Annotated in this window: 16 protein-coding genes; 14 read left to right on the top strand and 2 right to left on the bottom strand. The window is 55.2% G+C overall.

Going from position 1 to position 21,163, the window contains the following annotated elements:
* Positions 1–78 precede the first annotated feature (78 nt).
* The 7 genes from DK872_RS02630 to DK872_RS02600 all read left to right on the top strand — a co-directional run bounded on the left by DK872_RS02630 (position 79) and on the right by DK872_RS02600 (position 8,382).
* On the top strand, positions 79–2,340 hold the full coding sequence (locus DK872_RS02630) for a ComEC family protein (RefSeq protein ID WP_161518007.1): 2,262 nt from the start codon (positions 79–81) through the stop codon (positions 2,338–2,340).
* Positions 2,341–2,376: 36 nt separating this feature from the next.
* On the top strand, positions 2,377–4,125 hold the full coding sequence (gene msbA / locus DK872_RS02625) for a lipid A ABC transporter ATP-binding protein/permease MsbA (protein ID WP_007374144.1): 1,749 nt from the start codon (positions 2,377–2,379) through the stop codon (positions 4,123–4,125).
* Entirely contained in the window at positions 4,122–5,099 is a 978-nt protein-coding gene (gene lpxK / locus DK872_RS02620; protein ID WP_007374145.1) for a tetraacyldisaccharide 4'-kinase, read from the top strand. The genes msbA and lpxK overlap by 4 nt, the downstream gene beginning before the upstream one ends.
* Before the next feature lie 45 nt (positions 5,100–5,144).
* Positions 5,145–6,374 (top strand): winged helix-turn-helix domain-containing protein, encoded by a 1,230-nt coding sequence (locus tag DK872_RS02615; RefSeq protein WP_149288951.1) that lies wholly within the window; start codon positions 5,145–5,147, stop codon positions 6,372–6,374.
* Positions 6,375–6,427: 53 nt separating this feature from the next.
* The gene (gene ycaR / locus DK872_RS02610; RefSeq protein ID WP_007374147.1) at positions 6,428–6,610 is read left to right on the top strand and encodes a protein YcaR; all 183 of its coding nucleotides are present in this window, start codon (positions 6,428–6,430) and stop codon (positions 6,608–6,610) included.
* The gene (kdsB, locus tag DK872_RS02605; protein WP_007374148.1) at positions 6,607–7,353 is read left to right on the top strand and encodes a 3-deoxy-manno-octulosonate cytidylyltransferase; all 747 of its coding nucleotides are present in this window, start codon (positions 6,607–6,609) and stop codon (positions 7,351–7,353) included. The genes ycaR and kdsB overlap by 4 nt, the downstream gene beginning before the upstream one ends.
* Positions 7,354–7,488: 135 nt before the next feature.
* Positions 7,489–8,382 (top strand): YcbJ family phosphotransferase, encoded by an 894-nt coding sequence (locus tag DK872_RS02600; RefSeq protein ID WP_007374149.1) that lies wholly within the window; start codon positions 7,489–7,491, stop codon positions 8,380–8,382.
* Here DK872_RS02600 and elyC read toward each other — a convergent pair.
* A complete protein-coding gene (elyC, locus tag DK872_RS02595) occupies positions 8,359–9,138 on the bottom strand; it encodes an envelope biogenesis factor ElyC (RefSeq protein ID WP_007374150.1) in 780 nt (259 codons plus the stop codon). The two genes, DK872_RS02600 and elyC, sit on opposite strands and share 24 nt — an antisense overlap.
* Before the next feature lie 118 nt (positions 9,139–9,256).
* Between elyC and cmoM the strand changes: the two genes are divergently transcribed.
* The 7 genes from cmoM to DK872_RS02560 all read left to right on the top strand — a co-directional run bounded on the left by cmoM (position 9,257) and on the right by DK872_RS02560 (position 19,893).
* Positions 9,257–10,051 carry a tRNA uridine 5-oxyacetic acid(34) methyltransferase CmoM gene (cmoM, locus tag DK872_RS02590; RefSeq protein ID WP_035885854.1) on the top strand — a complete coding sequence of 265 codons (795 nt, stop codon included), beginning with the start codon at positions 9,257–9,259 and terminating at the stop codon, positions 10,049–10,051.
* On the top strand, positions 10,044–11,366 hold the full coding sequence (gene mukF / locus DK872_RS02585; protein WP_161518006.1) for a chromosome partition protein MukF: 1,323 nt from the start codon (positions 10,044–10,046) through the stop codon (positions 11,364–11,366). Before cmoM ends, mukF begins: the two co-directional genes overlap by 8 nt.
* Positions 11,347–12,051, top strand: coding sequence for a chromosome partition protein MukE (mukE, locus tag DK872_RS02580; protein ID WP_007374153.1), 705 nt, complete (start codon positions 11,347–11,349; stop codon positions 12,049–12,051). The genes mukF and mukE overlap by 20 nt, the downstream gene beginning before the upstream one ends.
* Positions 12,051–16,499: a chromosome partition protein MukB gene (gene mukB / locus DK872_RS02575; protein WP_161518005.1), complete on the top strand. Its 4,449-nt coding sequence runs from the start codon at positions 12,051–12,053 to the stop codon at positions 16,497–16,499. Before mukE ends, mukB begins: the two co-directional genes overlap by 1 nt.
* A 184-nt stretch (positions 16,500–16,683) precedes the next feature.
* Complete coding sequence (gene ldtD, locus DK872_RS02570; protein ID WP_161518004.1) at positions 16,684–18,492, top strand: L,D-transpeptidase; 1,809 nt, start codon at positions 16,684–16,686, stop codon at positions 18,490–18,492.
* Positions 18,493–18,680: 188 nt separating this feature from the next.
* Positions 18,681–19,229: a YcbK family protein gene (locus DK872_RS02565; protein WP_007374157.1), complete on the top strand. Its 549-nt coding sequence runs from the start codon at positions 18,681–18,683 to the stop codon at positions 19,227–19,229.
* 16 nt (positions 19,230–19,245) lie between these two features.
* Positions 19,246–19,893, top strand: coding sequence for an MBL fold metallo-hydrolase (locus tag DK872_RS02560; protein ID WP_007374158.1), 648 nt, complete (start codon positions 19,246–19,248; stop codon positions 19,891–19,893).
* A gap of 45 nt (positions 19,894–19,938) precedes the next feature.
* Here DK872_RS02560 and DK872_RS02555 read toward each other — a convergent pair whose 3' ends face one another.
* Positions 19,939–21,129, bottom strand: a complete 1,191-nt coding sequence (locus DK872_RS02555; protein ID WP_007374159.1) for an amino acid aminotransferase — start codon at positions 21,127–21,129, stop codon at positions 19,939–19,941.
* Positions 21,130–21,163 lie beyond the last annotated feature (34 nt).

The raw sequence follows: 21,163 nt of genomic DNA, 5'->3' as shown, positions 1-21,163 counted from the left end.
CACGCCGCAAACCTGAAAACATACGAAAGAAAATCAAGCCAGAGCCCCGCATACTTCTGATCCAACAAGGAGGTATGCATGGCGTTATCTACATTAGCTGCATGCATCATATTGGGTATTCTACCGCTGTTGTGGTTGCCGGTATTACCCGATATCCGCAGTATTTGGTGCGTCATTATTAGTGGATGCCTGCTGGCATGCGTACGACCAAGGCTTTTACGCTATGGGGGCACCACGTTACTCATTTTTGCCTGGGGCGTTTTGAACGCAATGCAGGCACTTTGGCCAACGGTGAACCTTCCGGGAGCGAACCGTCAGGTTGAAGTCATTATTACCGAAACAGACAATATGACCCGCCATCAGGCGAAGATAGTGCGTCTTAATGGCAAGCGCTTGTTCCCGGCCGCTGGCATAACACTCTATGGGCAATACTTACCTGTCCCGGTCTGTACAGGGCAGCGATGGGTGATGACCGTTCGTGTACGTGCGATGCACGGCCAGCTCAACGACGGAGGGTTTGATTCTCAGCGCTACGCACTGGCAAGCCATCTTCCTCTTAGCGGCCGCTTTAGCGATGCGCGGTTAATCGAGCCAACTTGTAGCTGGCGCGCTGATTATCTTCAGTCGCTGGTGCACACGCTTTCCCCTTATTCCTGGCGTCCGGTGATTCTGGCGCTGGGAATGGGAGAACGTTCAGCACTCGAAAGCCCGGTAAAAGAGATTATGCGCCAGACTGGAACTGCCCATTTGATGGCGATATCTGGCCTGCATATCGCTCTTGCCGCGATGCTTGGCGGCGTTGTTACCCGTGGAATACAGTTTTACTTCCCGGCCCACCGGATTAATTGGGCGTTGCCACTGCTCGCCGGAGTATTGTGTGCCATTGGATATGCATATCTTACAGGCTTACAACCCCCAGCATTGCGCACAGCCATTTCGCTTAGCGTATGGGCTACGCTACGTCTTTCAGGTCGGTTATGGTCGCCCTGGCAAGTCTGGCTCTGTTGTGTCGCAGCGATATTGTTTATCGATCCGATCTCCGTATTGTCATACAGCCTGTGGTTATCGGCCTTCGCGGTGGCAGCATTGCTGTTCTGGTATCAGTGGTTACCGATGCCAGCGCAGCAACACTGGCTTATACATAGCGGTATGAGCCTGGTCCATTTGCAAATTGGGATGACGTTATTACTGATTCCCTTACAATTATCTATGTTCCATGGAATCAGTCTGAGCTCGCTGGTCGCCAACCTGGTGGCGATCCCTCTGGTAACATTTGTCACCGTCCCCCTGATTTTAACGGGAATGCTGCTGCACTTGACCGGACCCCCGCTAATTGAGGAAGCCTGCTGGTATCTTGCGGACCAAACGCTCGCACTATTGTTTGCTTTTCTGCGATGGTTGCCCGCGGGATGGGTCAATATTGATGCGCGTTGGCAGGCAGCAGCCTGGGTACCATGGTTGATGCTGATCTGCTGGCGCTTGTCTCTGTGGTGTCGTATTCCTGCGCTGTGTCTGACTGGCCTGACGATGCTGTTATTACCGCTATGGCGGGCTGACCGGCAAGGGGAGTGGTCAGTACATATGCTGGATGTTGGGCAGGGGCTGGCAATGGTGATTGAACGCAACGGTAAAGCGATTCTCTACGATACCGGCGTTGCGTGGCCTGGAGGTGACAGTGGGCAGCAACTGATTATTCCGTGGCTGCGCTGGCACGCTCTGCAGCCCGAGGGCATCATACTGAGCCATGAACATCTGGATCATCGCGGTGGTCTGGCGTCCTTACTGAAAGCCTGGCCAGAATTGTGGGTACGCAGCCCATTAGGTTGGGCTGGCCACGCACCCTGTTTGCGTGGAGAGACATGGCAGTGGCAGGGGCTGACATTCAGCGCGCACTGGCCGCTACCGAAAGCGCAGATGCAGGGGAACAATCTCTCATGTGTCGTGAAGGTGGAGGATGGGAAACACAGTATCCTGCTAACCGGTGACATCGAAACGCAGGGAGAGATGGCAATGCTCAGCCGCTACTGGCAGCACCTACAATCTACACTTGTGCAGGTACCTCATCATGGAAGTAACACCTCGTCGTCTCTGCCTTTCTTGCAGCGGGTAGAAGGCAAGGCGGCAGTGGCATCAGCATCGCGGTATAACGCCTGGCGCTTCCCTTCGCTAAAGGTCGTAAAACGTTACCGGGAACAGGGATATCGCTGGTATGACACTCCGCACCAGGGGCAGATAACCATCTCATTTTCTCCGCAGGGCTGGGAAATCCATAGCTTACGGGATCAACTTTTACCGCGTTGGTATCATCAGTGGTTTGGCGTCCCAAACGATAACGGGTAGAATATGCGGCTATTTCAACAAGTGCTGGTTTTCTGAATGCAGAACGATAAAGATCTCTCCACATGGCAGACATTCCGCCGACTATGGCCAACTATTGCGCCTTTCAAAACGGGTCTGATCGTGTCGGGGATTGCGTTAATCCTCAACGCAGCCAGCGATACATTCATGTTATCGCTGCTTAAACCGTTACTGGATGATGGTTTTGGTAAAACGGACCGTTCGGTGCTGCTGTGGATGCCGCTGGTGGTTATCGGGCTGATGATCCTCCGCGGTATCACCAGTTATATCTCCAGTTACTGCATTTCCTGGGTCTCGGGGAAAGTGGTGATGACCATGCGCCGCCGCCTGTTTAGCCACATGATGGGTATGCCGGTATCATTTTTTGATAAGCAATCGACTGGCACCTTGCTGTCACGTATTACCTACGATTCGGAACAAGTGGCTTCGTCTTCATCCAGCGCATTGATCACCGTGGTGCGTGAAGGTGCATCGATCATCGGCCTGTTCGTGATGATGTTCTGGTATAGCTGGCAACTGTCGCTGATCCTGATTGTGTTGGCGCCAATTGTTTCTGTCGCTATTCGCATGGTATCTAAGCGTTTCCGTAATATCAGCAAAAACATGCAGAACACGATGGGGCAGGTGACCACCAGCGCGGAACAGATGTTAAAAGGACATAAAGAGGTGCTGATGTTTGGCGGTCAGGAAGTGGAAACCCACCGCTTTGACAAAGTCAGTAACAAGATGCGTTTGCAGGGGATGAAAATGGTCTCTGCTTCCTCTATTTCCGATCCTTTGATCCAGTTAATTGCATCACTGGCGCTGGCATTTGTGCTTTATGCCGCCAGCTTCCCAAGCGTCATGCAGACGCTGTCGGCTGGTACGATTACCGTCGTCTTTTCTTCTATGATCGCCCTGATGCGTCCGTTGAAATCGTTGACTAACGTCAATGCTCAGTTCCAGCGCGGTATGGCGGCTTGCCAGACGCTGTTTGCTATCCTCGATAGTGAGCAGGAAAAAGACGAAGGAACGCGTGTTATCGAACGTGCTCGCGGCGATATTGAATTCCGCAATGTAACGTTTACTTATCCTGGCCGTGATACGCCAGCACTGCGCAATATCAACCTGACGATCCCGGCGGGTAAGACGGTTGCATTGGTGGGGCGCTCCGGGTCAGGGAAATCGACATTGGCCAGCCTGATCACGCGTTTCTACGATATTGATGAAGGGCAGATCCTGATGGATGGGTACGATCTGCGCGAATACAAGCTCACATCGCTGCGTGACCAGGTCGCGCTGGTCTCCCAGAACGTGCATCTCTTTAATGATACCGTTGCCAACAACATTGCCTACGCCCGTACAGATGTGTACAGCCGTGAGGAGATTGAGAAAGCAGCGAAGATGGCCTATGCCTTTGATTTTATAAATAAAATGGATGAAGGCCTGGATACAATAATTGGTGAGAATGGGGTGCTGCTTTCTGGCGGCCAGCGTCAGCGTATCGCGATTGCCCGTGCGCTGCTGCGTGACAGTCCGATCCTGATCCTTGATGAGGCCACGTCAGCGCTGGATACCGAATCTGAACGCGCGATTCAGGCTGCGCTAAATGAGTTGCAGAAAAACCGTACCTCTCTGGTTATCGCCCACCGCCTCTCAACCATTGAACAGGCCGATGAAATTGTAGTGGTGGAAGATGGCTGTATCGTTGAGCGCGGCAGTCATGCCGAGCTGCTGGAGCACCGTGGCGTTTACGCTCAGCTTCATAAAATGCAGTTTGGCGCATGATTGCACGTATCTGGTCCGGTGAATCCCCGCTGTGGCTACTGTTATTGCCACTCTCCTGGCTTTATGGCCTGGTGAGTGGCGCAATCCGTCTTGCTTATCGTCTGGGGCTGAAAAAAGCCTGGCGCGCCCCGGTTCCTGTGGTGGTGGTCGGTAACCTGACGGCCGGTGGTAACGGTAAAACACCGGTGGTTGTCTGGCTGGTTGAACAGCTTCAGCAGCGTGGTATCCGCGTGGGGGTAGTTTCGCGAGGTTATGGCGGGAAGGCAGAACGTTACCCGCTGTTACTGACGTCTGATTCCACCACGGAAGAGGCAGGTGACGAACCTGTGCTGATTTACCAGCGCACCGGTGCGCCGGTTGCGGTTTCTCCCAACCGCCGTGAGGCGGTGGAAGCCATTCTGGCACACCATTCCGTGCAGATAATCGTGACTGATGATGGCCTGCAACATTATCGCCTGGCGCGAGACAAAGAGATTGTGGTCATTGATGGCGTCAGACGTTTTGGCAATGGCTGGTGGCTTCCTGCGGGTCCGATGCGTGAACGCGCTTCACGTCTGAAGACGGTTGATGCGGTGATCGCCAACGGCGGCGTGGCAAGGTCGGGTGAGATCCCGATGCACCTGATTCCGGGGCTGGCAGTTAATTTGCGCACCGGTGAACGGCGCGAAGTACGCGAGCTGTCGCCTTGCGTGGCGATGGCTGGTATTGGCCATCCCCCGCGTTTTTTCGCTACGCTCAGTGAGTGCGGCGTGATGCCGGAGCAGACTTTTGCGCTCGCCGATCATCAGGCATTAACCCGGGCGGATGTTCAGGCGATGGTCAAACCGGGACAGACGCTGGTGATGACCGAAAAAGACGCGGTGAAATGTCGGTCCTTCGCTGAAGATAACTGGTGGTATTTGCCTGTGGACGCGCAACTGGAAGGCGAACAGGCGAACAAGCTGCTGCAGGAATTGCTTACTCTGGCGCGCTGACGATTGCTGCATCGGCTGCGCCCTGTTAACTGAACAGGAATACCCATGTCTGTGCCGCAACTCTCGTTAACATCTGCCCGTTATTTACATCTCGCCGCGCAAGGTTTACTACGCAAACCAGCCAGACGTGCCACACCTTCCGATATCCTCTCTATGATCCAGCGCATGTCGCTGCTGCAAATCGACACTATCAACATTGTTGCCCGTAGCCCTTATCTGGTGCTGTTCAGCCGCCTCGGAGCGTATCCACAGCACTGGCTTGACGATGCGTTACGCCGCGGTGAACTGATGGAATACTGGGCACATGAAGCCTGTTTTTTGCCGCGTGATGATTTTGCTCTTATGCGCCACCGCATGCTGGCACCTGACAAGATGGGCTGGAAGTACCGTAAAGAGTGGATGCAGGAGCACGCTGAAGAGATTGAGCAGCTTGTTGCCCATATCGAGCAAAATGGGCCGGTGCGCTCAGCCGATTTCGAACATCCGCGTAAAGGCACCAGCGGCTGGTGGGAGTGGAAACCTCACAAGCGTCATCTGGAAGGATTGTTTACGGCCGGGAAAGTGATGGTTGTCGAACGCCGTAATTTTCAGCGTGTCTATGATCTCACGCAGCGGGTGATGCCGCACTGGGATGATGAGCGGGACGTGCTGTCGCAGGAGGCCGCGGAGTACCGGATGCTGGAAAACAGCGCCCGCAGTCTCGGGGTGTTTCGCGCCCAGTGGCTGGCAGACTACTACCGTCTGCGTCAGCCTGCATTACCGTTGCTGCTGGAGCAGTTGCAGGAAGCCGGGCAAATTTATCCGATCAATGTTGAAACCCTGGGCCCAGCCTGGCTGCACGCCTCGCTATTGCCGCTGCTGGCAACGGCGCAGGAAGATAAACTCACCGCCACGCATAGCGCGGTGCTGTCACCGTTTGATCCGGTGGTCTGGGATCGCAAACGGGCAGAGCAGTTTTTCGATTTCAGCTATCGTCTGGAGTGTTACACCCCGGCGCCTAAGCGGCAATTTGGCTATTTCGTGTTGCCGCTGCTCCATTGCGGGCGGCTGGTTGGGCGTATGGATGCCAAGATGCACCGCAAAGAGGGCGTACTGGAAGTGATTGCGCTCTATCTTGAGGACGGGGTTAAGCCTGGCCGCACGCTGGAAAGGGGGCTGCAAAACGCCATTACGGAATTCGCTCGCTGGCAGGGGGCCCGGAGGATCACGTTTGCGCGTCTGCCGGATGGGCTGTTTTCTGCCTGCCGCAGCGGTCTGGAAATAGACGCGGTGTAAGAAATGAATGTGATAAGCTTAATTTATTAATTGTCGGTGTATCAGGAGGAAAGATGGATCACCGTTTGCTTGAAATTATTGCCTGTCCGGTGTGTAACGGCAAACTCTACTACAGCCAGGATAAGCAAGAGCTGATCTGTAAAATCGACAGTCTGGCCTACCCGGTGCGGGAAGGCATTCCGGTCTTGCTGGAAACCGAAGCGCGTTCGTTAACTGCGGAAGAGAGCCGGCCATGAGTTTCGTTGTGATTATTCCTGCGCGTTACGCCTCCACGCGTCTGCCGGGAAAACCGTTGGTGGATATCAACGGCAAACCGATGGTGGTGCACGTGCTGGAACGCGCGCGTGAATCCGGCGCCGATCGCATCATTGTGGCAACGGACAACGAAGAGGTAATGCGCGCGGTGCAGGCGGCTGGCGGCGAAGTCTGCATGACCCGCGCCGATCACCAGTCCGGAACCGAGCGTCTGGCCGAAGTGGTTGAAAAATGTGGCTTCAGCGACGATACGGTGATAGTGAATGTCCAGGGCGATGAGCCGATGATCCCGCCAGCGATTATTCGTCAGGTGGCTGAGAATCTCAGCATTCGCAATGTTGGTATGGCAACGCTCGCCGTACCCATTCACAGCGCGGAAGAGGCGTTCAATCCCAACGCCGTTAAAGTGGTGATGGATGCCGAAGGTTATGCGCTGTACTTTTCCCGCGCTACGATCCCGTGGGATCGTGACCGTTTTGCGCTTTCCTGCGAAACGATTGGTGACACCTTCCTGCGCCATATCGGCATTTACGGCTATCGCGCCGGGTTCATCCGCCGCTATGTCAGCTGGCAAACCAGCCCGCTGGAGCAAATCGAAATGCTGGAGCAGCTTCGCGTGCTCTGGTATGGCGAGAAGATCCACGTTGCCGTGGCAAGCGTTGTGCCGGGTACGGGTGTGGATACGCCAGACGATCTTGAACGCGTCCGTCAGGCGCTGCGTTAAGCCTTTCATCCCCTCTGTCCGGAGGGGATTTTCCGTTTCCCGCCAAATTCCTGCGCTGTTTTGATCTTACCAGGGTGACATCCGTCCTGCGGGCGCTCATTATAAAAGCAGTCGTTTTTGTGAGGGCATTCTGCTATGGAACAACTGCGCGCTGAACTGAGTCATCTGCTGGGAGAAAAATTGAGCCGCATGGAGTGTGTCAGCGAAAAGCCTGATTCTATACTCTGGTCGCTGTATGACAGCCAGGGAAATCCGATGCCGCTGTTGGCCCGGAGTTTCTCTACGCCAGGCATTGCTCGCCAGTTGGCCTGGAAGATCTCAATGCTGGCAAGGAGCGGTGCAGTGCGGATGCCGGTGGTATACGGGGTGATGACACATGAAGAACATCCCGGCCCCGATGTGTTGCTGATTGAGCGTCTGCGCGGCGTGCCTGTTGAAGCCCCGACGCGCACGCCGGAGCGCTGGGAACAGTTAAAAGATCAGATTGTTGAGGCGCTGCTTGCCTGGCACCGTCATGACAGCCACGGCTGTGTCGGCATGGTCGACAGTACCCAGGAAAATATCTGGCCGTCATGGTATCGCCAGCGCGTGGAGGTGCTGTGGACGACCCTCAATCAATATCAGAATACCGGGCTAACCATGCAGGACAAACGGCTGCTGTTCCGCACCCGCGAATGCCTGCCCGCGCTGTTTGACGGTTTCAATGATAACTGCGTACTGGTGCACGGCAGCTTTAATTTGCGCAGTATGCTGAAGGATGCCCGCAGCGATCAGCTACTGGCGATGGTGGGGCCTGGCATTATGCTGTGGGCGCCCCGTGAATATGAGCTGTTTCGTCTTGTCGATGGGCCGCAGGCGGAAGGGTTGCTCTGGCATTATTTACAGCGCGCGCCAGTGGCGGAGCCTTTCCTCTGGCGGCGCTGGCTCTATTTACTCTGGGACGAAGTGGCGCAACTGGTGAACACCGGCAGATTTAGCCGCGCCAATTTTGATCTCGCCTCGAAATCACTGCTCCCCTGGCTGGTCTGAACTGCCTTTCAGCCACTGCCAGATACGCCCCAGCGTTTCATAACCTACCCGGTCGCTGTGCATCAGCCAGACCGGGGAAGGAATAATGCGCTCCCACGGATTCAGCGGCGACTCAATCGCCATCTGGTTTGCCGGCGCGGGGAGCGGATGCAGCCCTGCATGCTGGAAGAAAATCATCGCTCGCGGCAAATGGGATGCGGAGGTCACCAGCAGAAATGGCGCATCGCCGATGGCCTTCTTCACCGCCGCCGCTTCTTCTTCCGTATCTTTTGGATCATTCAGCGTGATGATTTCGCTGCGCGGGACGCCAAGGCTTTCCGCCACACGCGCACCAGCTTCTGCCGTGCTGACCGGATTGGTTTTCGCTGCCGCGCCGGTAAAGATCAGTTTCGCGCCCGGATTGGCCTGCCAGAGGCGAATCCCTTCATTCAGACGGGGCAGACTGTTATTAATCAGGTTTGAGCTGGGCGCCCAGGCATCATTCCAGGTGTAACCGCCGCCGAGGACGACGATATACTTCACCGGCTGTGTGCCGCGCCAGGTGGGATATTTCGCTTCGATAGGTTTTAGCAGACCATCCGCGACCGGTTGCAGGCTTAACAGCAGCAAAACCAGCCAGCCGAAAGTAATACATGTCTTACCCGTTTTCTGCCAGCGGCTGAACCAGACAAGCATAACCCCCAGCCCGATCACCAAAAGCAAAAAAGGCAGGGGAAGCAACAGGCCGCCCAGGAATTTTTTTAGGGTGAAAAGCACCGGAACCGTCTCCTTTTTGAGCATACAGCAAGTGATTTCAACCGATCTTACACCAGATGGGTTCATTCTCGTCACGGCTGTGACAAAATAGCTGTTTTGCCAAAAGCGTGGAGCGTGCATGCAGGATCGTAACTTCGACGATATCGCGGAGAAATTCTCGCGCAACATCTACGGCACCACCAAAGGGCAGTTGCGTCAGGCGATCCTGTGGCAGGATCTGGATGCGCTGCTGGCAACGCGCGGCAATGTTCCGTTGCGGGTTCTGGATGCTGGCGGAGGTGAAGGGCAAACGGCGATTCGGATGGCGCAGTTGGGCCACCACGTTACCCTGTGCGATGTGTCGAAAGAGATGATCGCGCGCGCGCAAACCGCAGCAGAGGCGAAAGGTGTGAGCGGTAACATGCATTTTGTACAATGCGCCGTTCAGGATGTGGCTGAGCATTTGGAATCGCCCGTTGATCTGATATTGTTCCATGCTGTGCTTGAATGGGTAGCAGAACCAGTATTTGCGTTAGAAATATTGTGGTCGGTACTGCGCCCGGGCGGCGCGTTGTCATTGATGTTTTATAATGCCGACGGTTTGCTAATGCACAATATGGTGGCAGGGAATTTCGACTACGTGAAAGCAGGTATGCCAAAACGTAAAAAACGCACCCTTTCCCCGGACTATCCGCGTAATCCTGCGGACGTTTACGGCTGGCTCGAACAGATTGGCTGGCACATTACCGGTAAAACCGGCGTACGGGTTTTTCACGATTATCTGCGTGAAAAACATCAACAGCACGACTGTTTTGACGCATTGCTTGAGCTTGAAACACGCTTTTGTCGTCAGGAGCCGTATATCAGCCTTGGCCGCTATATTCACGTGACAGCACTTAAGCCGCAAATCGATGGAAGGACAAACGATGAGTGAATTTTCCCAGACAGTCCCCGAACTGGTTGCCTGGGCCAGGAAAAATGATTTCTCCATCTCGCTGCCGGTCGACAGGCTCTCTTTTTTGCTGGCTATCGCCACGCTCAACGGTGAGCGTCTTGATGGCGAGATGAGCGAAGGTGAACTGGTGGACGCGTTTCGTCACGTCAGCGAGGCGTTTGAGCAAACCAGCGAAACTATCATTCAGCGCGCCAATAACGCTATCAATGACATGGTGCGTCAGCGTTTGTTAAACCGCTTTACCAGCGAACTGGTGGAAGGCAATGCGATCTACCGCCTGACGCCGCTAGGCATCGGCATCACTGATTACTACATCCGCCAGCGTGAATTCTCCACGCTGCGTCTCTCTATGCAGTTGTCGATTGTGGCAAGCGAGCTAAAACGCGCTGCTGACGCGGCGGAAGAGGGCGGTGACGAATTTCACTGGCATCGCAACGTCTTTGCGCCGCTGAAATATTCGGTGGCGGAGATTTTCGACAGCATCGATTTGACCCAGCGCTTAATGGATGAACAGCAACAGCAGGTGAAAGATGATATCGCCCAGTTACTCAATAAAGACTGGCGGGCGGCCATTTCCAGCTGTGAACTTTTGCTGTCAGAAACCTCCGGTACACTGCGTGAATTGCAGGATACGCTGGATGCCGCCGGAGACAAACTTCAGGCGAATCTGCTGAGCATTCAGGATGCCACCGTCGGCCGCGACGATCTGGAGTTCCTCGATCAACTGGTGTTCAACCTGCAAAGCAAGCTGGATCGCATCGTGAGCTGGGGCCAGCAGTCGATCGATCTGTGGATCGGTTACGACCGCCACGTGCACAAATTTATCCGTACCGCTATCGATATGGATAAAAACCGCGTCTTCGCTCAGCGTCTGCGCCAGTCGGTGCAGTCTTATTTTGATGCGCCGTGGGCATTGACCTACGCCAACGCCGACAGGCTGTTGGATATGCGCGACGAAGAGATGGCGCTACGCGATGAAGAGGTAACCGGCGAACTGCCGCCGGATCTGGAATTTGAAGAGTTTAATGAAATCCGTGAGCAACTGGCGGCAATGATTGAGCAGCAACTGGCGGTTTATAAAACCAAAGGTGTGCCGCTGGATCTTGGGCTGGTTGCCCGCGAATATCTGACGCAGTATCCGCGTGTCCGGCATTTCGACATCGCGCGTATTGTCGTCGATCAGGCGGTACGTCTTGGCGTAGCGCAAGCAGATTTCACCGGACTGCCGCCGAAATGGCAGCCGATTAATGATTACGGAGCCAAGGTACAGGCGCATGTCATCGACAAATATTGAACAAGTGATGCCGGTTAAACTGGCGCAGGCGCTGGCTAACCCACTGTTTCCGGCGCTCGACAGCGCATTGCGCTCAGGACGGCATATCGGCCTTGACGAGCTGGATAATCACGCCTTTTTGATGGACTTTCAGGAGTATCTGGAAGAGTTTTACGCGCGTTACAACGTTGAGCTGATCCGTGCGCCGGAAGGTTTCTTCTATCTGCGCCCGCGCTCCACCACGCTGATCCCGCGTTCGGTGCTTTCCGAGCTGGATATGATGGTGGGTAAAATTCTCTGCTACCTGTACCTGAGCCCGGAGCGTCTGGCGAATGAAGGGATCTTCACGCAGCAGGAGTTGTATGACGAACTGCTGTCGCTGGCTGATGAACCGAAACTGTTGAAACTGGCCAACAACCGCTCAACCGGCTCCGATCTTGACCGGCAGAAGTTGCAGGAAAAGGTTCGCTCCTCGCTCAACCGTCTGCGTCGCCTTGGCATGATCTGGTTTATGGGCAATGACAGCAGCAAATTCCGCATCACGGAATCGGTGTTCCGCTTTGGCGCAGATGTCCGCTCCGGCGACGATCCGCGCGAAGCGCAACTGCGTATGATCCGCGATGGTGAAGCCATGCCAGTCGAAAACCACTTGCAGCTCAATGATGAGCCTGAAGAAAATCAGCCGGATAGCTCGGAGGAAGAGTAATGATCGATCGCGGTAAATTTCGTTCGCTAACGCTGATTAACTGGAACGGCTTTTTTGCCCGCACCTTTGACCTGGATGAGCTGGTTACCACGCTTTCCGGGGGGAACGGCGCCGGGAAATCCACCACCATGGCGGCGTTTGTTACGGCGCTGATCCCCGATCTGACGCTGCTGCACTTCCGTAACACCACCGAAGCGGGCGCAACCTCCGGCTCCCGTGATAAAGGGCTGCACGGTAAGCTGAAAGCCGGTGTCTGCTATTCGGTGCTGGATGTGATCAACTCCCGCCATCAGCGCGTGCTGGTGGGCGTGCGTCTGCAACAGGTCGCCGGGCGCGATCGTAAAGTGGATATTAAACCTTTCGCCATTCAGGGCTTGCCGACCTCCGTCCTGCCAACGCAGTTGCTGACCGAAACGCTGAACGAGCGCCAGGCGCGCGTGCTGTCGTTACAGGAAGTGAAAGACAAACTGGATGCGATGGAAGGTGTGCAGTTTAAGCAGTTCAACTCCATCACCGATTACCACGCGCTGATGTTCGATCTGGGCATTGTCGCGCGTCGTCTGCGTTCCGCATCGGATCGCAGCAAATTCTATCGCCTGATCGAAGCCTCGCTGTACGGCGGGATTTCCAGCGCCATCACCCGTTCGCTGCGCGACTATCTGTTGCCGGAAAACAGCGGCGTGCGTAAAGCGTTCCAGGATATGGAAGCGGCGCTGCGCGAAAACCGAATGACGCTGGAAGCGATTCGCGTGACCCAGTCGGATCGCGATCTGTTCAAACATTTGATCAGCGAAGCCACCAACTATGTGGCGGCAGATTATATGCGCCACGCTAATGAGCGCCGCGTGCATCTGGATAAAGCGCTGGAGTTCCGCCGGGATCTGTTTACCTCGCGCCAGCAGCTGGCGACCGAGCAGTATAAGCATGTCGATATGGCGCGCGAACTGGCAGAGCACGCTGGTGCGGAAGGCGATCTGGAAGCCGATTACCAGGCGGCCAGCGATCACCTGAACCTGGTGCAAACGGCGCTGCGGCAGCAGGAAAAAATCGAGCGCTACGAATCGGATCTCGAAGAGTTACAGATTCGCCTCGAAGAGCAGCATGAAGTGGTGGCTGAAGCCGCCGAGCGCCAGGAAGAGAACGAAGCCCGCGCTGAAGCCGCCGAGCTGGAAGTGGATGAGCTGAAAAACCAGCTTGCCGATTACCAGCAGGCGCTGGATGTGCAGCAAACCCGCGCTATCCAGTACAACCAGGCGTTGCAGGCGCTGGAGCGGGCAAAAGAGCTGTGCCGTCTGCCGGATCTGACGTCGGAAACCGCTGCTGAATGGCTGGAAACTTTCCAGGCCAAAGAGCAGGAAGCGACCGAAAAACTGCTGTCGCTGGATCAGAAATTAAGCGTTGCGCAGACCGCGCACAGCCAGTTCGAGCAGGCTTACCAACTGGTGGCCGCCATCAACGGTCCGCTGGCGCGTAATGAAGCCTGGGAAGTGGCGCGCGAGTTGCTGCGCGATGGGGTAAATCAGCGCCATCTGGCTGAACAGGTGCAGCCGCTGCGCATGCGTCTGAACGAGCTGGAACAGCGTCTGCGTGAGCAGCAGGAAGCCGAGCGCCTGTTCGCCGAGTTCTGCAAGCGTCAGGGCAAACAGTATGACGTCGAAGAGCTGGATAACCTGCATCAGGAGCTGGAGGCGCAAATTGCTGCGCTTTCCGATAACGTTGCCGCTGCCGGTGAACAGCGTCTTGCGCTGCGCCAGGAGCTGGAACAACTGCAATCGCGCATTCAGACGCTAACCAAACGCGCGCCGGTATGGCTGGCGGCGCAGAGCAGCCTGACGCAACTGAGCGAGCAGAGCGGCGAAGCGTTCGAATCTGGCCAGCAAGTAACGGAATACCTGCAACAATTGCTGGAGCGTGAACGCGAAGCGATCGTTGAGCGTGATGAAGTTGGCGCGCGTAAACGTGCTGTTGATGATGAAATTGAACGTTTAAGCCAGCCTGGCGGCGCGGAAGATAGTCGTCTGAACGCGCTGGCGGAACGCTTCGGCGGTGTGTTGCTGTCGGAAATTTATGACGATGTCAGTATTGATGATGCGCCCTATTATTCAGCGCTGTATGGCCCGTCGCGTCACGCCATCGTGGTTCCTGATTTGTCGCAGGTGGCGGAGATGCTGGAAGGGCTGGAAGATTGCCCGGAAGATCTCTATCTGATTGAAGGGGATCCGCAATCCTTCGACGATAGCGTGTTCGCCGTCGACGAGCTGGAAAAAGCGGTGGTGGTGAAAATTGCCGATCGCCAGTGGCGTTATTCGCGTTTCCCGACGCTGCCGCTGTTTGGTCGTGCGGCGCGAGAAAGCCGTATCGAAAGCCTGCACGCCGAGCGTGAAGAGTTGGCCGAGCGTTTTGCGACGCTCTCTTTCGATGTGCAAAAAACGCAGCGTCTGCATCAGGCATTCAGCCGCTTTATCGGCAGCCATCTGGCGGTTGCCTTTGAGGACGATCCGGAAGCGGAAATCCGCACGCTCAACAGTCGCCGCGGCGAGCTGGAACGTGCTATCAGCAACCATGAAAACGACAACCAGCAAAACCGCGTGCAGTTTGAGCAGGCGAAAGAGGGCGTTGCCCAGCTTAACCGCCTGCTGCCGCGCGTGAATTTGCTGGCTGACGATACGCTGGCCGATCGTGTTGATGAAATACAGGAACGCCTGGACGAAGCGCAGGAAGCCGCGCGCTTTATTCAGCAGTTTGGCAACCAACTGGCAAAACTGGAACCGGTCGTTTCGGTACTGCAAAGCGACCCGGAACAGTTCGAGCAGTTAAAAGCCGATTATGCCGCATCCCAACAGGTGCAACGCGACGCTCGTCAGCAAGCGTTTGTGCTGGCGGAAGTGGTACAGCGCCGAGCGCACTTCAGCTACTCCGATTCGGCGGAGATGTTCAACGGCAATAACGATCTGAACGAGAAGCTGCGTCAGCGTCTGGAGCAGGCTGAAGCCGAACGTACCCGGGCGCGTGAAGCGATGCGCAGCCACGCCGCGCAGTTCAGCCAGTACAACCAGGTGCTGGCTTCACTGAAAAGTTCGTTTGATACCAAAAAAGAGCTGCTTAACGATCTGCAAAAAGAGTTGCAGGAGATCGGCGTGCGCGCCGACGGCGGCGCGGAAGAGCGGGCGCGTATTCGCCGTGATGAACTGCATACGCAACTTTCCACGAACCGTGCGCGTCGCAACCAACTGGAAAAAGCGCTCACCTTCTGTGAAGCGGAGATGGATAACCTGACCCGCAAACTGCGTCGCCTGGAGCGCGATTATCACGAAATGCGCGAGCAGGTGGTCACGGCAAAAGCGGGCTGGTGTGCGGTGATGCGCATGGTGAAAGACAATGGCGTCGAGCGCCGTCTGCACCGTCGCGAGCTGGCCTATCTCTCTGCTGACGAACTGCGATCCATGTCGGATAAAGCGCTGGGTGCGCTGCGTCTGGCGGTGGCGGATAACGAACATCTGCGCGATGTGCTGCGTATGTCGGAAGATCCAAAGCGTCCGGAACGTAAGATCCAGTTCTTTGTCGCGGTGTATCAGCATCTGCGCGAACGTATCCGTCAGGATATTATTCGCACTGACGATCCGGTTGAAGCGATCGAACAGATGGAGATCGAGCTGAGCCGTCTGACGGAAGAGCTGACCTCGCGCGAGCAGAAGCTGGCTATCAGCTCCCGCAGCGTAGCGAACATTATCCGCAAAACCATTCAGCGTGAGCAGAACCGTATTCGCATGCTGAACCAGGGGCTGCAAAGCGTTTCGTTTGGTCAGGTCAAAAGCGTGCGGCTGAACGTGAACGTGCGGGAAACCCACGCGACGTTGCTGACGGTGCTTTCTGAACAACATGAACAGCATCAGGATCTGTTTAACAGTAACCGCCTGACCTTCTCGGAAGCGCTGGCGAAACTCTATCAGCGTCTGAACCCGCAAATCGATATGGGCCAGCGGACGCCGCAAACCATCGGTGAAGAGCTGCTCGACTACCGCAACTATCTGGAGATGGAAGTGGAAGTTAACCGCGGTTCCGATGGCTGGCTGCGCGCGGAATCGGGCGCGCTGTCGACTGGTGAAGCGATCGGTACCGGGATGTCGATTCTGGTGATGGTGGTGCAGAGCTGGGAAGACGAAGCCCGTCGTCTGCGCGGCAAAGACATTTCACCGTGCCGCCTGCTGTTCCTCGACGAAGCGGCGCGTCTTGATGCCCGCTCCATCGCAACGCTGTTTGAGCTGTGCGAACGTCTGGAGATGCAGCTGATTATCGCAGCACCGGAAAATATCAGTCCGGAAAAAGGCACCACCTACAAACTGGTGCGTAAAGTCTTCCAGAATCATGAGCATGTACACGTCGTGGGGCTGCGCGGTTTTGCCGCCCAACTGCCGGAAACGCTCCCTGGTACGGCGGATGCCTCTTAACGGTCGGGCAGATTACAAAGGCGACAGCGATGTCGCCTTTTTTATTACAGAAAGGGGCGCTGCGGCCTGTGTTTCATCTTTAAATTTCTTTACATTAGGCAAGGCAAATGCTTTTTTGTCTTTATATACTGAAAAAAGGTGACGCACACGTCACGAGCAATGTGAGAGAAACAGGGGGCAAGGGATGTTGCTTAAGAAGTTAAATGGTCGTCGGATGTCAGCGCTGAGTTTGTGCCTGGCACTGGCATTTGCTCCACTGTTCAGCGTACAGGCCGATGAGCCTGAAATGGTGCCGGTTGATAGTTCCGCCACGCCGGGCGATCAGCCGACCGTGTTACAGCAGCCGCAGGCACAATCGCCTGCTACCGCTATGTTAATCGGCGTGAAGCCTTATCCTGCTGGTGTTTCTGTGGCAGATGTTCGCGCACAGTTGCAGTCGCAATTGCCTGCCAACTGGACACCCATCTATATGAATCAACTGGCGGCCCTGTATGCGGCGCGCGGCCAGAAACCCATGTGGGATAACCGCGATGCGGTGCAGGCGTTTCAACAGCAACTGGCGGAAGTGGCGATTGCCGGTTTCCAGCCGCAATTTACCACCTGGGTTGAGCTGTTAACCGACCCGGGTGTTTCCGGTATGGCGCGTGATGTGGTGCTCTCTGACGCCATGCTGGGCTATCTGCATTTTGTTGCCGGTATTCAGGCGAAAGGCCAGCGCTGGCTTTATAGCGACAAACCCTATGCGCTGGCAACACCGGCGATTTCAGTGATCAATCAATGGCAACTGGCGCTGGATAACGGTTCGCTGCCGTCATTCATCCAGAGCCTTGCGCCACACCATCCGCAATATGCCGCCATGCACCAGTCATTGCTGACGCTGGTGGGGGATTCTCGCCCGTGGCCGCAAATCGCCAGTAACGTCACGCTGCGACCAGGACAGTGGAGCAACGATGTTCCTGCGTTGCGTGAGATCCTGCAACGTACCGGCATGCTGGAGGGCGGGCCGAACATCGTGCTGCCAGGCGATCAGGTAGCGGTCAGCACATCCTCCCCAGCATCGACCAGGAAAAAAACACCGACGCGTGCTGCGGCTTACGATCGGCAACTGGTTGAGGCCGTAAAACGCTTTCAGGCCTGGCAGGGGCTGCATGCCGATGGCGTGATTGGTCAGGGCACACGTGACTGGCTGAATGTCAGCCCGTCGCAGCGCGCTGCATTACTGGCGCTCAATATCCAACGGCTGCGTTTGCTGCCGGCGACGCTTTCCACCGGCATTATGGTGAATATTCCGGAATACTCGCTGGTTTATTATCTCAACGGCAGCCAGGTGCTGGCGTCGCGGGTGATTGTCGGACGTCCCGATCGCAAAACGCCGATGATGAGCAGCGCACTGAACAATGTGGTGGTCAATCCGCCGTGGAATGTACCGCCGACGCTGGCGCGCCAGGATATTCTTCCGAAGGTTCTGAACGATCCGACATACCTTGAACGCCACGGTTATACCGTGCTGCGCGGCTGGAACAGCAAAGAGGCCATCGACCCGTCAATGGTTGATTGGGCGACGATCACGCCATCGAATTTACCGTTCCGTTTCCAGCAGGCGCCAGGCGTACAGAACTCCCTTGGCCGTTATAAATTCAATATGCCGAGCTCTGATGCCATCTATTTGCATGACACGCCGAACCATAACCTGTTCCAGAAAGAGACGCGGGCACTGAGTTCTGGCTGCGTGCGGGTGAATAAGGCGTCTGAACTGGCAAATATGTTGCTGCAGGATGCCGGATGGAACGATACGCGTATCTCCGATGCCTTAAAGCAGGGAGATACCCGCTACGTGAATATTCGACACAATATCCCCGTTAATCTCTACTATCTGACCGCGTTTGTGGGGGCCGATGGTCGCACGCAGTATCGTACAGATATTTACAATTACGATCTTACTGCGCGATCGGGCGCACAAATCTTGCCAAAAGCTGAACAATTAATCAGATAAATGAAGCAGTTTGGCAAATAGCATTGTCGTAATAACTGGCAATAAACGGGCTTTGTAAGCTACAAAGCCCGTCGTTGCTGGGGGGAGGCTGCCTTGACGCGGCGTTTATAGCCCGGTAAGGTGCCTTTCGTGCGCTAAAGAAGTGCATAAATTACGTTTAACTTTGCTTATCTATAGAATTTATTATCATGGATAAATTTGACGCTAATCGCCGCAAACTGCTGGCGTTGGGTGGGGTTGCTCTTGGCGCCGCCATGTTACCAACGCAGGCGTTTGCTACCCTTTCCACGCCACGACCGCGTATTCTGACGCTGAATAATCTGAATACCGGAGAGTCTATTAAAGCTGAGTTCTTTGATGGCAGAGGCTATATTCAGGATGAATTAGCAAAACTGAATCATTTTTTCCGTGATTACCGCGCGAATAAAATTAAAACCATCGATCCTCAACTGTTTGACCACCTCTTTCGCCTGCAGGGGCTGCTGGGAACACGCAAGCCTGTGCAACTCATTTCCGGCTATCGTTCTGTTGATACCAATAATGAACTACGTGCGCACAGTCGCGGCGTGGCGAAACAGAGTTATCACACCAAAGGCCAGGCCATGGATTTCCATATTGAAGGGATTGCTCTGAGTAATATTCGCAAAGCCGCGTTATCTCTGCGCGCGGGTGGTGTAGGATACTACCCCAGCAGCAACTTTGTGCATATTGATACCGGCCCGGTGCGGCACTGGTAAACCTCAGAGGAGCAGTATGAACTATCGTATTATTCCGGTTACCGCGTTCTCACAGAATTGTTCGTTAATCTGGTGTGAACAGACTCAACTTGCCGCCGTGGTCGATCCTGGCGGTGATGCACAGCGTATTATCGCCGAAGTGGATGCTTCCGGCGTGACGCTGACGCAAGTTCTGCTCACGCATGGTCATCTTGATCATGTGGGTGCGGCAGCCGAAGTGGCGCAGCATTACGATGTGCCGATTATTGGCCCGGAAAAAAATGATGAGTTCTGGTTGCAGGGGCTGCCCGCCCAAAGCCGGATGTTTGGTCTGGATGATTGCCCGCCGCTGACGCCCGACCGCTGGTTAAATGAAGGTGATACGGTTACCGTCGGTAAGGTGACATTACAGGTATTGCATTGCCCGGGTCATACGCCGGGACATGTGGTGTTTTTTGATGCGCAGTCGCGTTTGCTGGTTTCTGGCGATGTGATCTTTAAAGGCGGCGTTGGGCGCAGCGATTTCCCGCAGGGGAATCATGCGCAGTTGATTGATTCAATCAAACGTAAATTGCTGCCTCTTGGCGATGACATCACCTTTATTCCTGGACACGGGCCAATGTCGACGCTGGGCAATGAACGGCTGCACAACCCGTTCCTGCAGGATGAATTACCGGTGTGGTAAATAAAAAAGGGTCGCTTCGGCGACCCTTTCTGCATGCGTGACATTTTACAGCACGGCGACAATTGCTTCGCACAGCGGCGACATATTATCCGGCGTCATACCTGCGACGTTAATACGCCCGGAAGCGACAGCGTAAATGCCAAACTCTTCGCGCAAACGCAGCACCTGCTCTTTAGTCAGGCCGCTGAACGAGAACATACCGTTCTGACGGGTAATAAAGCTGAAATCGCGATTAGCCCCTTTCTCCTGCAGCGTATTCACAAACAGCAGGCGCATACGCTGAATACGCTGGCGCATATCGGTCAGCTCCTGTTCCCAGATCGCGCGCAGTGCGTCATTGCTGAGAATGGTTGCCACGATAGAAGCGCCATGTGCTGGTGGATTGGAGTAGTTGGCGCGGATCACGGATTTCATCTGGCTGAAGGCGCGATCGGCGCTTTCTGCATCCGCCGCGACCAGCGTACAGGCGCCGACACGCTCGCTGTAGAGACCGAAGTTTTTGGAGAATGAGCTGGCGACGAGAAATTCTTTATGCAGCGCTGCGAACGCACGCAGGCCTTCAGCATCTTCTTCCAGACCGCGGGCAAACCCCTGATAGGCGAAATCGAACAGCGGCAACCAGCCTTTCTCAATGGAGAGTTTCGCCAGTGTTTCCCACTGCTCAAGTGTAGGATCGATACCCGTCGGGTTATGGCAGCAACCATGGAACAGCACCACATCGCCAGCTTGCGCATTGTTCAGGCTCGCCAGCATGCCGTCGAAATCCAGCGCATGGTTCTGCGCATCGTAATAGTTATATTCGCAGACTTCGAGGCCAGCGGAGTTAAAGACGCCTTTATGGTTCGGCCAGCTTGGATTGCTTACCCAGACGCGCTTAACGGAGGTGTTTTTGGCAAGGAAATCTGCCGCGACGCGCAGCCCGCCGGTGCCGCCCGGAGTCTGTGCGGTACGTGCACGTTTGTCATTGATAATCGCGCTGCCTTTGCCGAACAGCAGTTCCTGGGTGCAACGGCCAAACTCAGGAATACCATCAATGCTGAGGTAGTTCTTGGTGGCTTCATTTTCCAGCAGGTACTGTTCTGCTTTCTTCACGCTGGTTAATACCGGGGTCTTGCCGGTTTCATCTTTATAAACACCGATCCCTAAGTTGATTTTATTGGGGCGTTCATCGGCGCGAAACAGATCGGCCAGACCCAGAATAGGGTCGGCAGGGGCAGCGGTTATATTCTCAAACATGACGAGGTTCCATTTTGATGACAGAAGGGAGATC

It is taken from the genome of Kosakonia sp. MH5 (genome assembly GCF_009935945.1).
Taxonomy (GTDB): Bacteria; Pseudomonadota; Gammaproteobacteria; order Enterobacterales; family Enterobacteriaceae; genus Kosakonia; species Kosakonia radicincitans.
This window is presented reverse-complemented; position numbering and strand designations above follow the sequence as displayed.

What these genes read in the sequence shown, in the direction of transcription:
- DK872_RS02630 (WP_161518007.1), top strand. Translation starts at nt 79, where the DNA reads ATGGCGTTATCTACATTAGCTGCATGCATCATATTGGGTATTCTACCG.
- msbA (WP_007374144.1), top strand. Translation starts at nt 2,377, where the DNA reads ATGCAGAACGATAAAGATCTCTCCACATGGCAGACATTCCGCCGACTA.
- lpxK (WP_007374145.1), top strand. Translation starts at nt 4,122, where the DNA reads ATGATTGCACGTATCTGGTCCGGTGAATCCCCGCTGTGGCTACTGTTA.
- DK872_RS02615 (WP_149288951.1), top strand. Translation starts at nt 5,145, where the DNA reads ATGTCTGTGCCGCAACTCTCGTTAACATCTGCCCGTTATTTACATCTC.
- ycaR (WP_007374147.1), top strand. Translation starts at nt 6,428, where the DNA reads ATGGATCACCGTTTGCTTGAAATTATTGCCTGTCCGGTGTGTAACGGC.
- kdsB (WP_007374148.1), top strand. Translation starts at nt 6,607, where the DNA reads ATGAGTTTCGTTGTGATTATTCCTGCGCGTTACGCCTCCACGCGTCTG.
- DK872_RS02600 (WP_007374149.1), top strand. Translation starts at nt 7,489, where the DNA reads ATGGAACAACTGCGCGCTGAACTGAGTCATCTGCTGGGAGAAAAATTG.
- cmoM (WP_035885854.1), top strand. Translation starts at nt 9,257, where the DNA reads ATGCAGGATCGTAACTTCGACGATATCGCGGAGAAATTCTCGCGCAAC.
- mukF (WP_161518006.1), top strand. Translation starts at nt 10,044, where the DNA reads ATGAGTGAATTTTCCCAGACAGTCCCCGAACTGGTTGCCTGGGCCAGG.
- mukE (WP_007374153.1), top strand. Translation starts at nt 11,347, where the DNA reads ATGTCATCGACAAATATTGAACAAGTGATGCCGGTTAAACTGGCGCAG.
- mukB (WP_161518005.1), top strand. Translation starts at nt 12,051, where the DNA reads ATGATCGATCGCGGTAAATTTCGTTCGCTAACGCTGATTAACTGGAAC.
- ldtD (WP_161518004.1), top strand. Translation starts at nt 16,684, where the DNA reads ATGTTGCTTAAGAAGTTAAATGGTCGTCGGATGTCAGCGCTGAGTTTG.
- DK872_RS02565 (WP_007374157.1), top strand. Translation starts at nt 18,681, where the DNA reads ATGGATAAATTTGACGCTAATCGCCGCAAACTGCTGGCGTTGGGTGGG.
- DK872_RS02560 (WP_007374158.1), top strand. Translation starts at nt 19,246, where the DNA reads ATGAACTATCGTATTATTCCGGTTACCGCGTTCTCACAGAATTGTTCG.
- DK872_RS02555 (WP_007374159.1), bottom strand. Translation starts at nt 21,129, where the DNA reads ATGTTTGAGAATATAACCGCTGCCCCTGCCGACCCTATTCTGGGTCTG.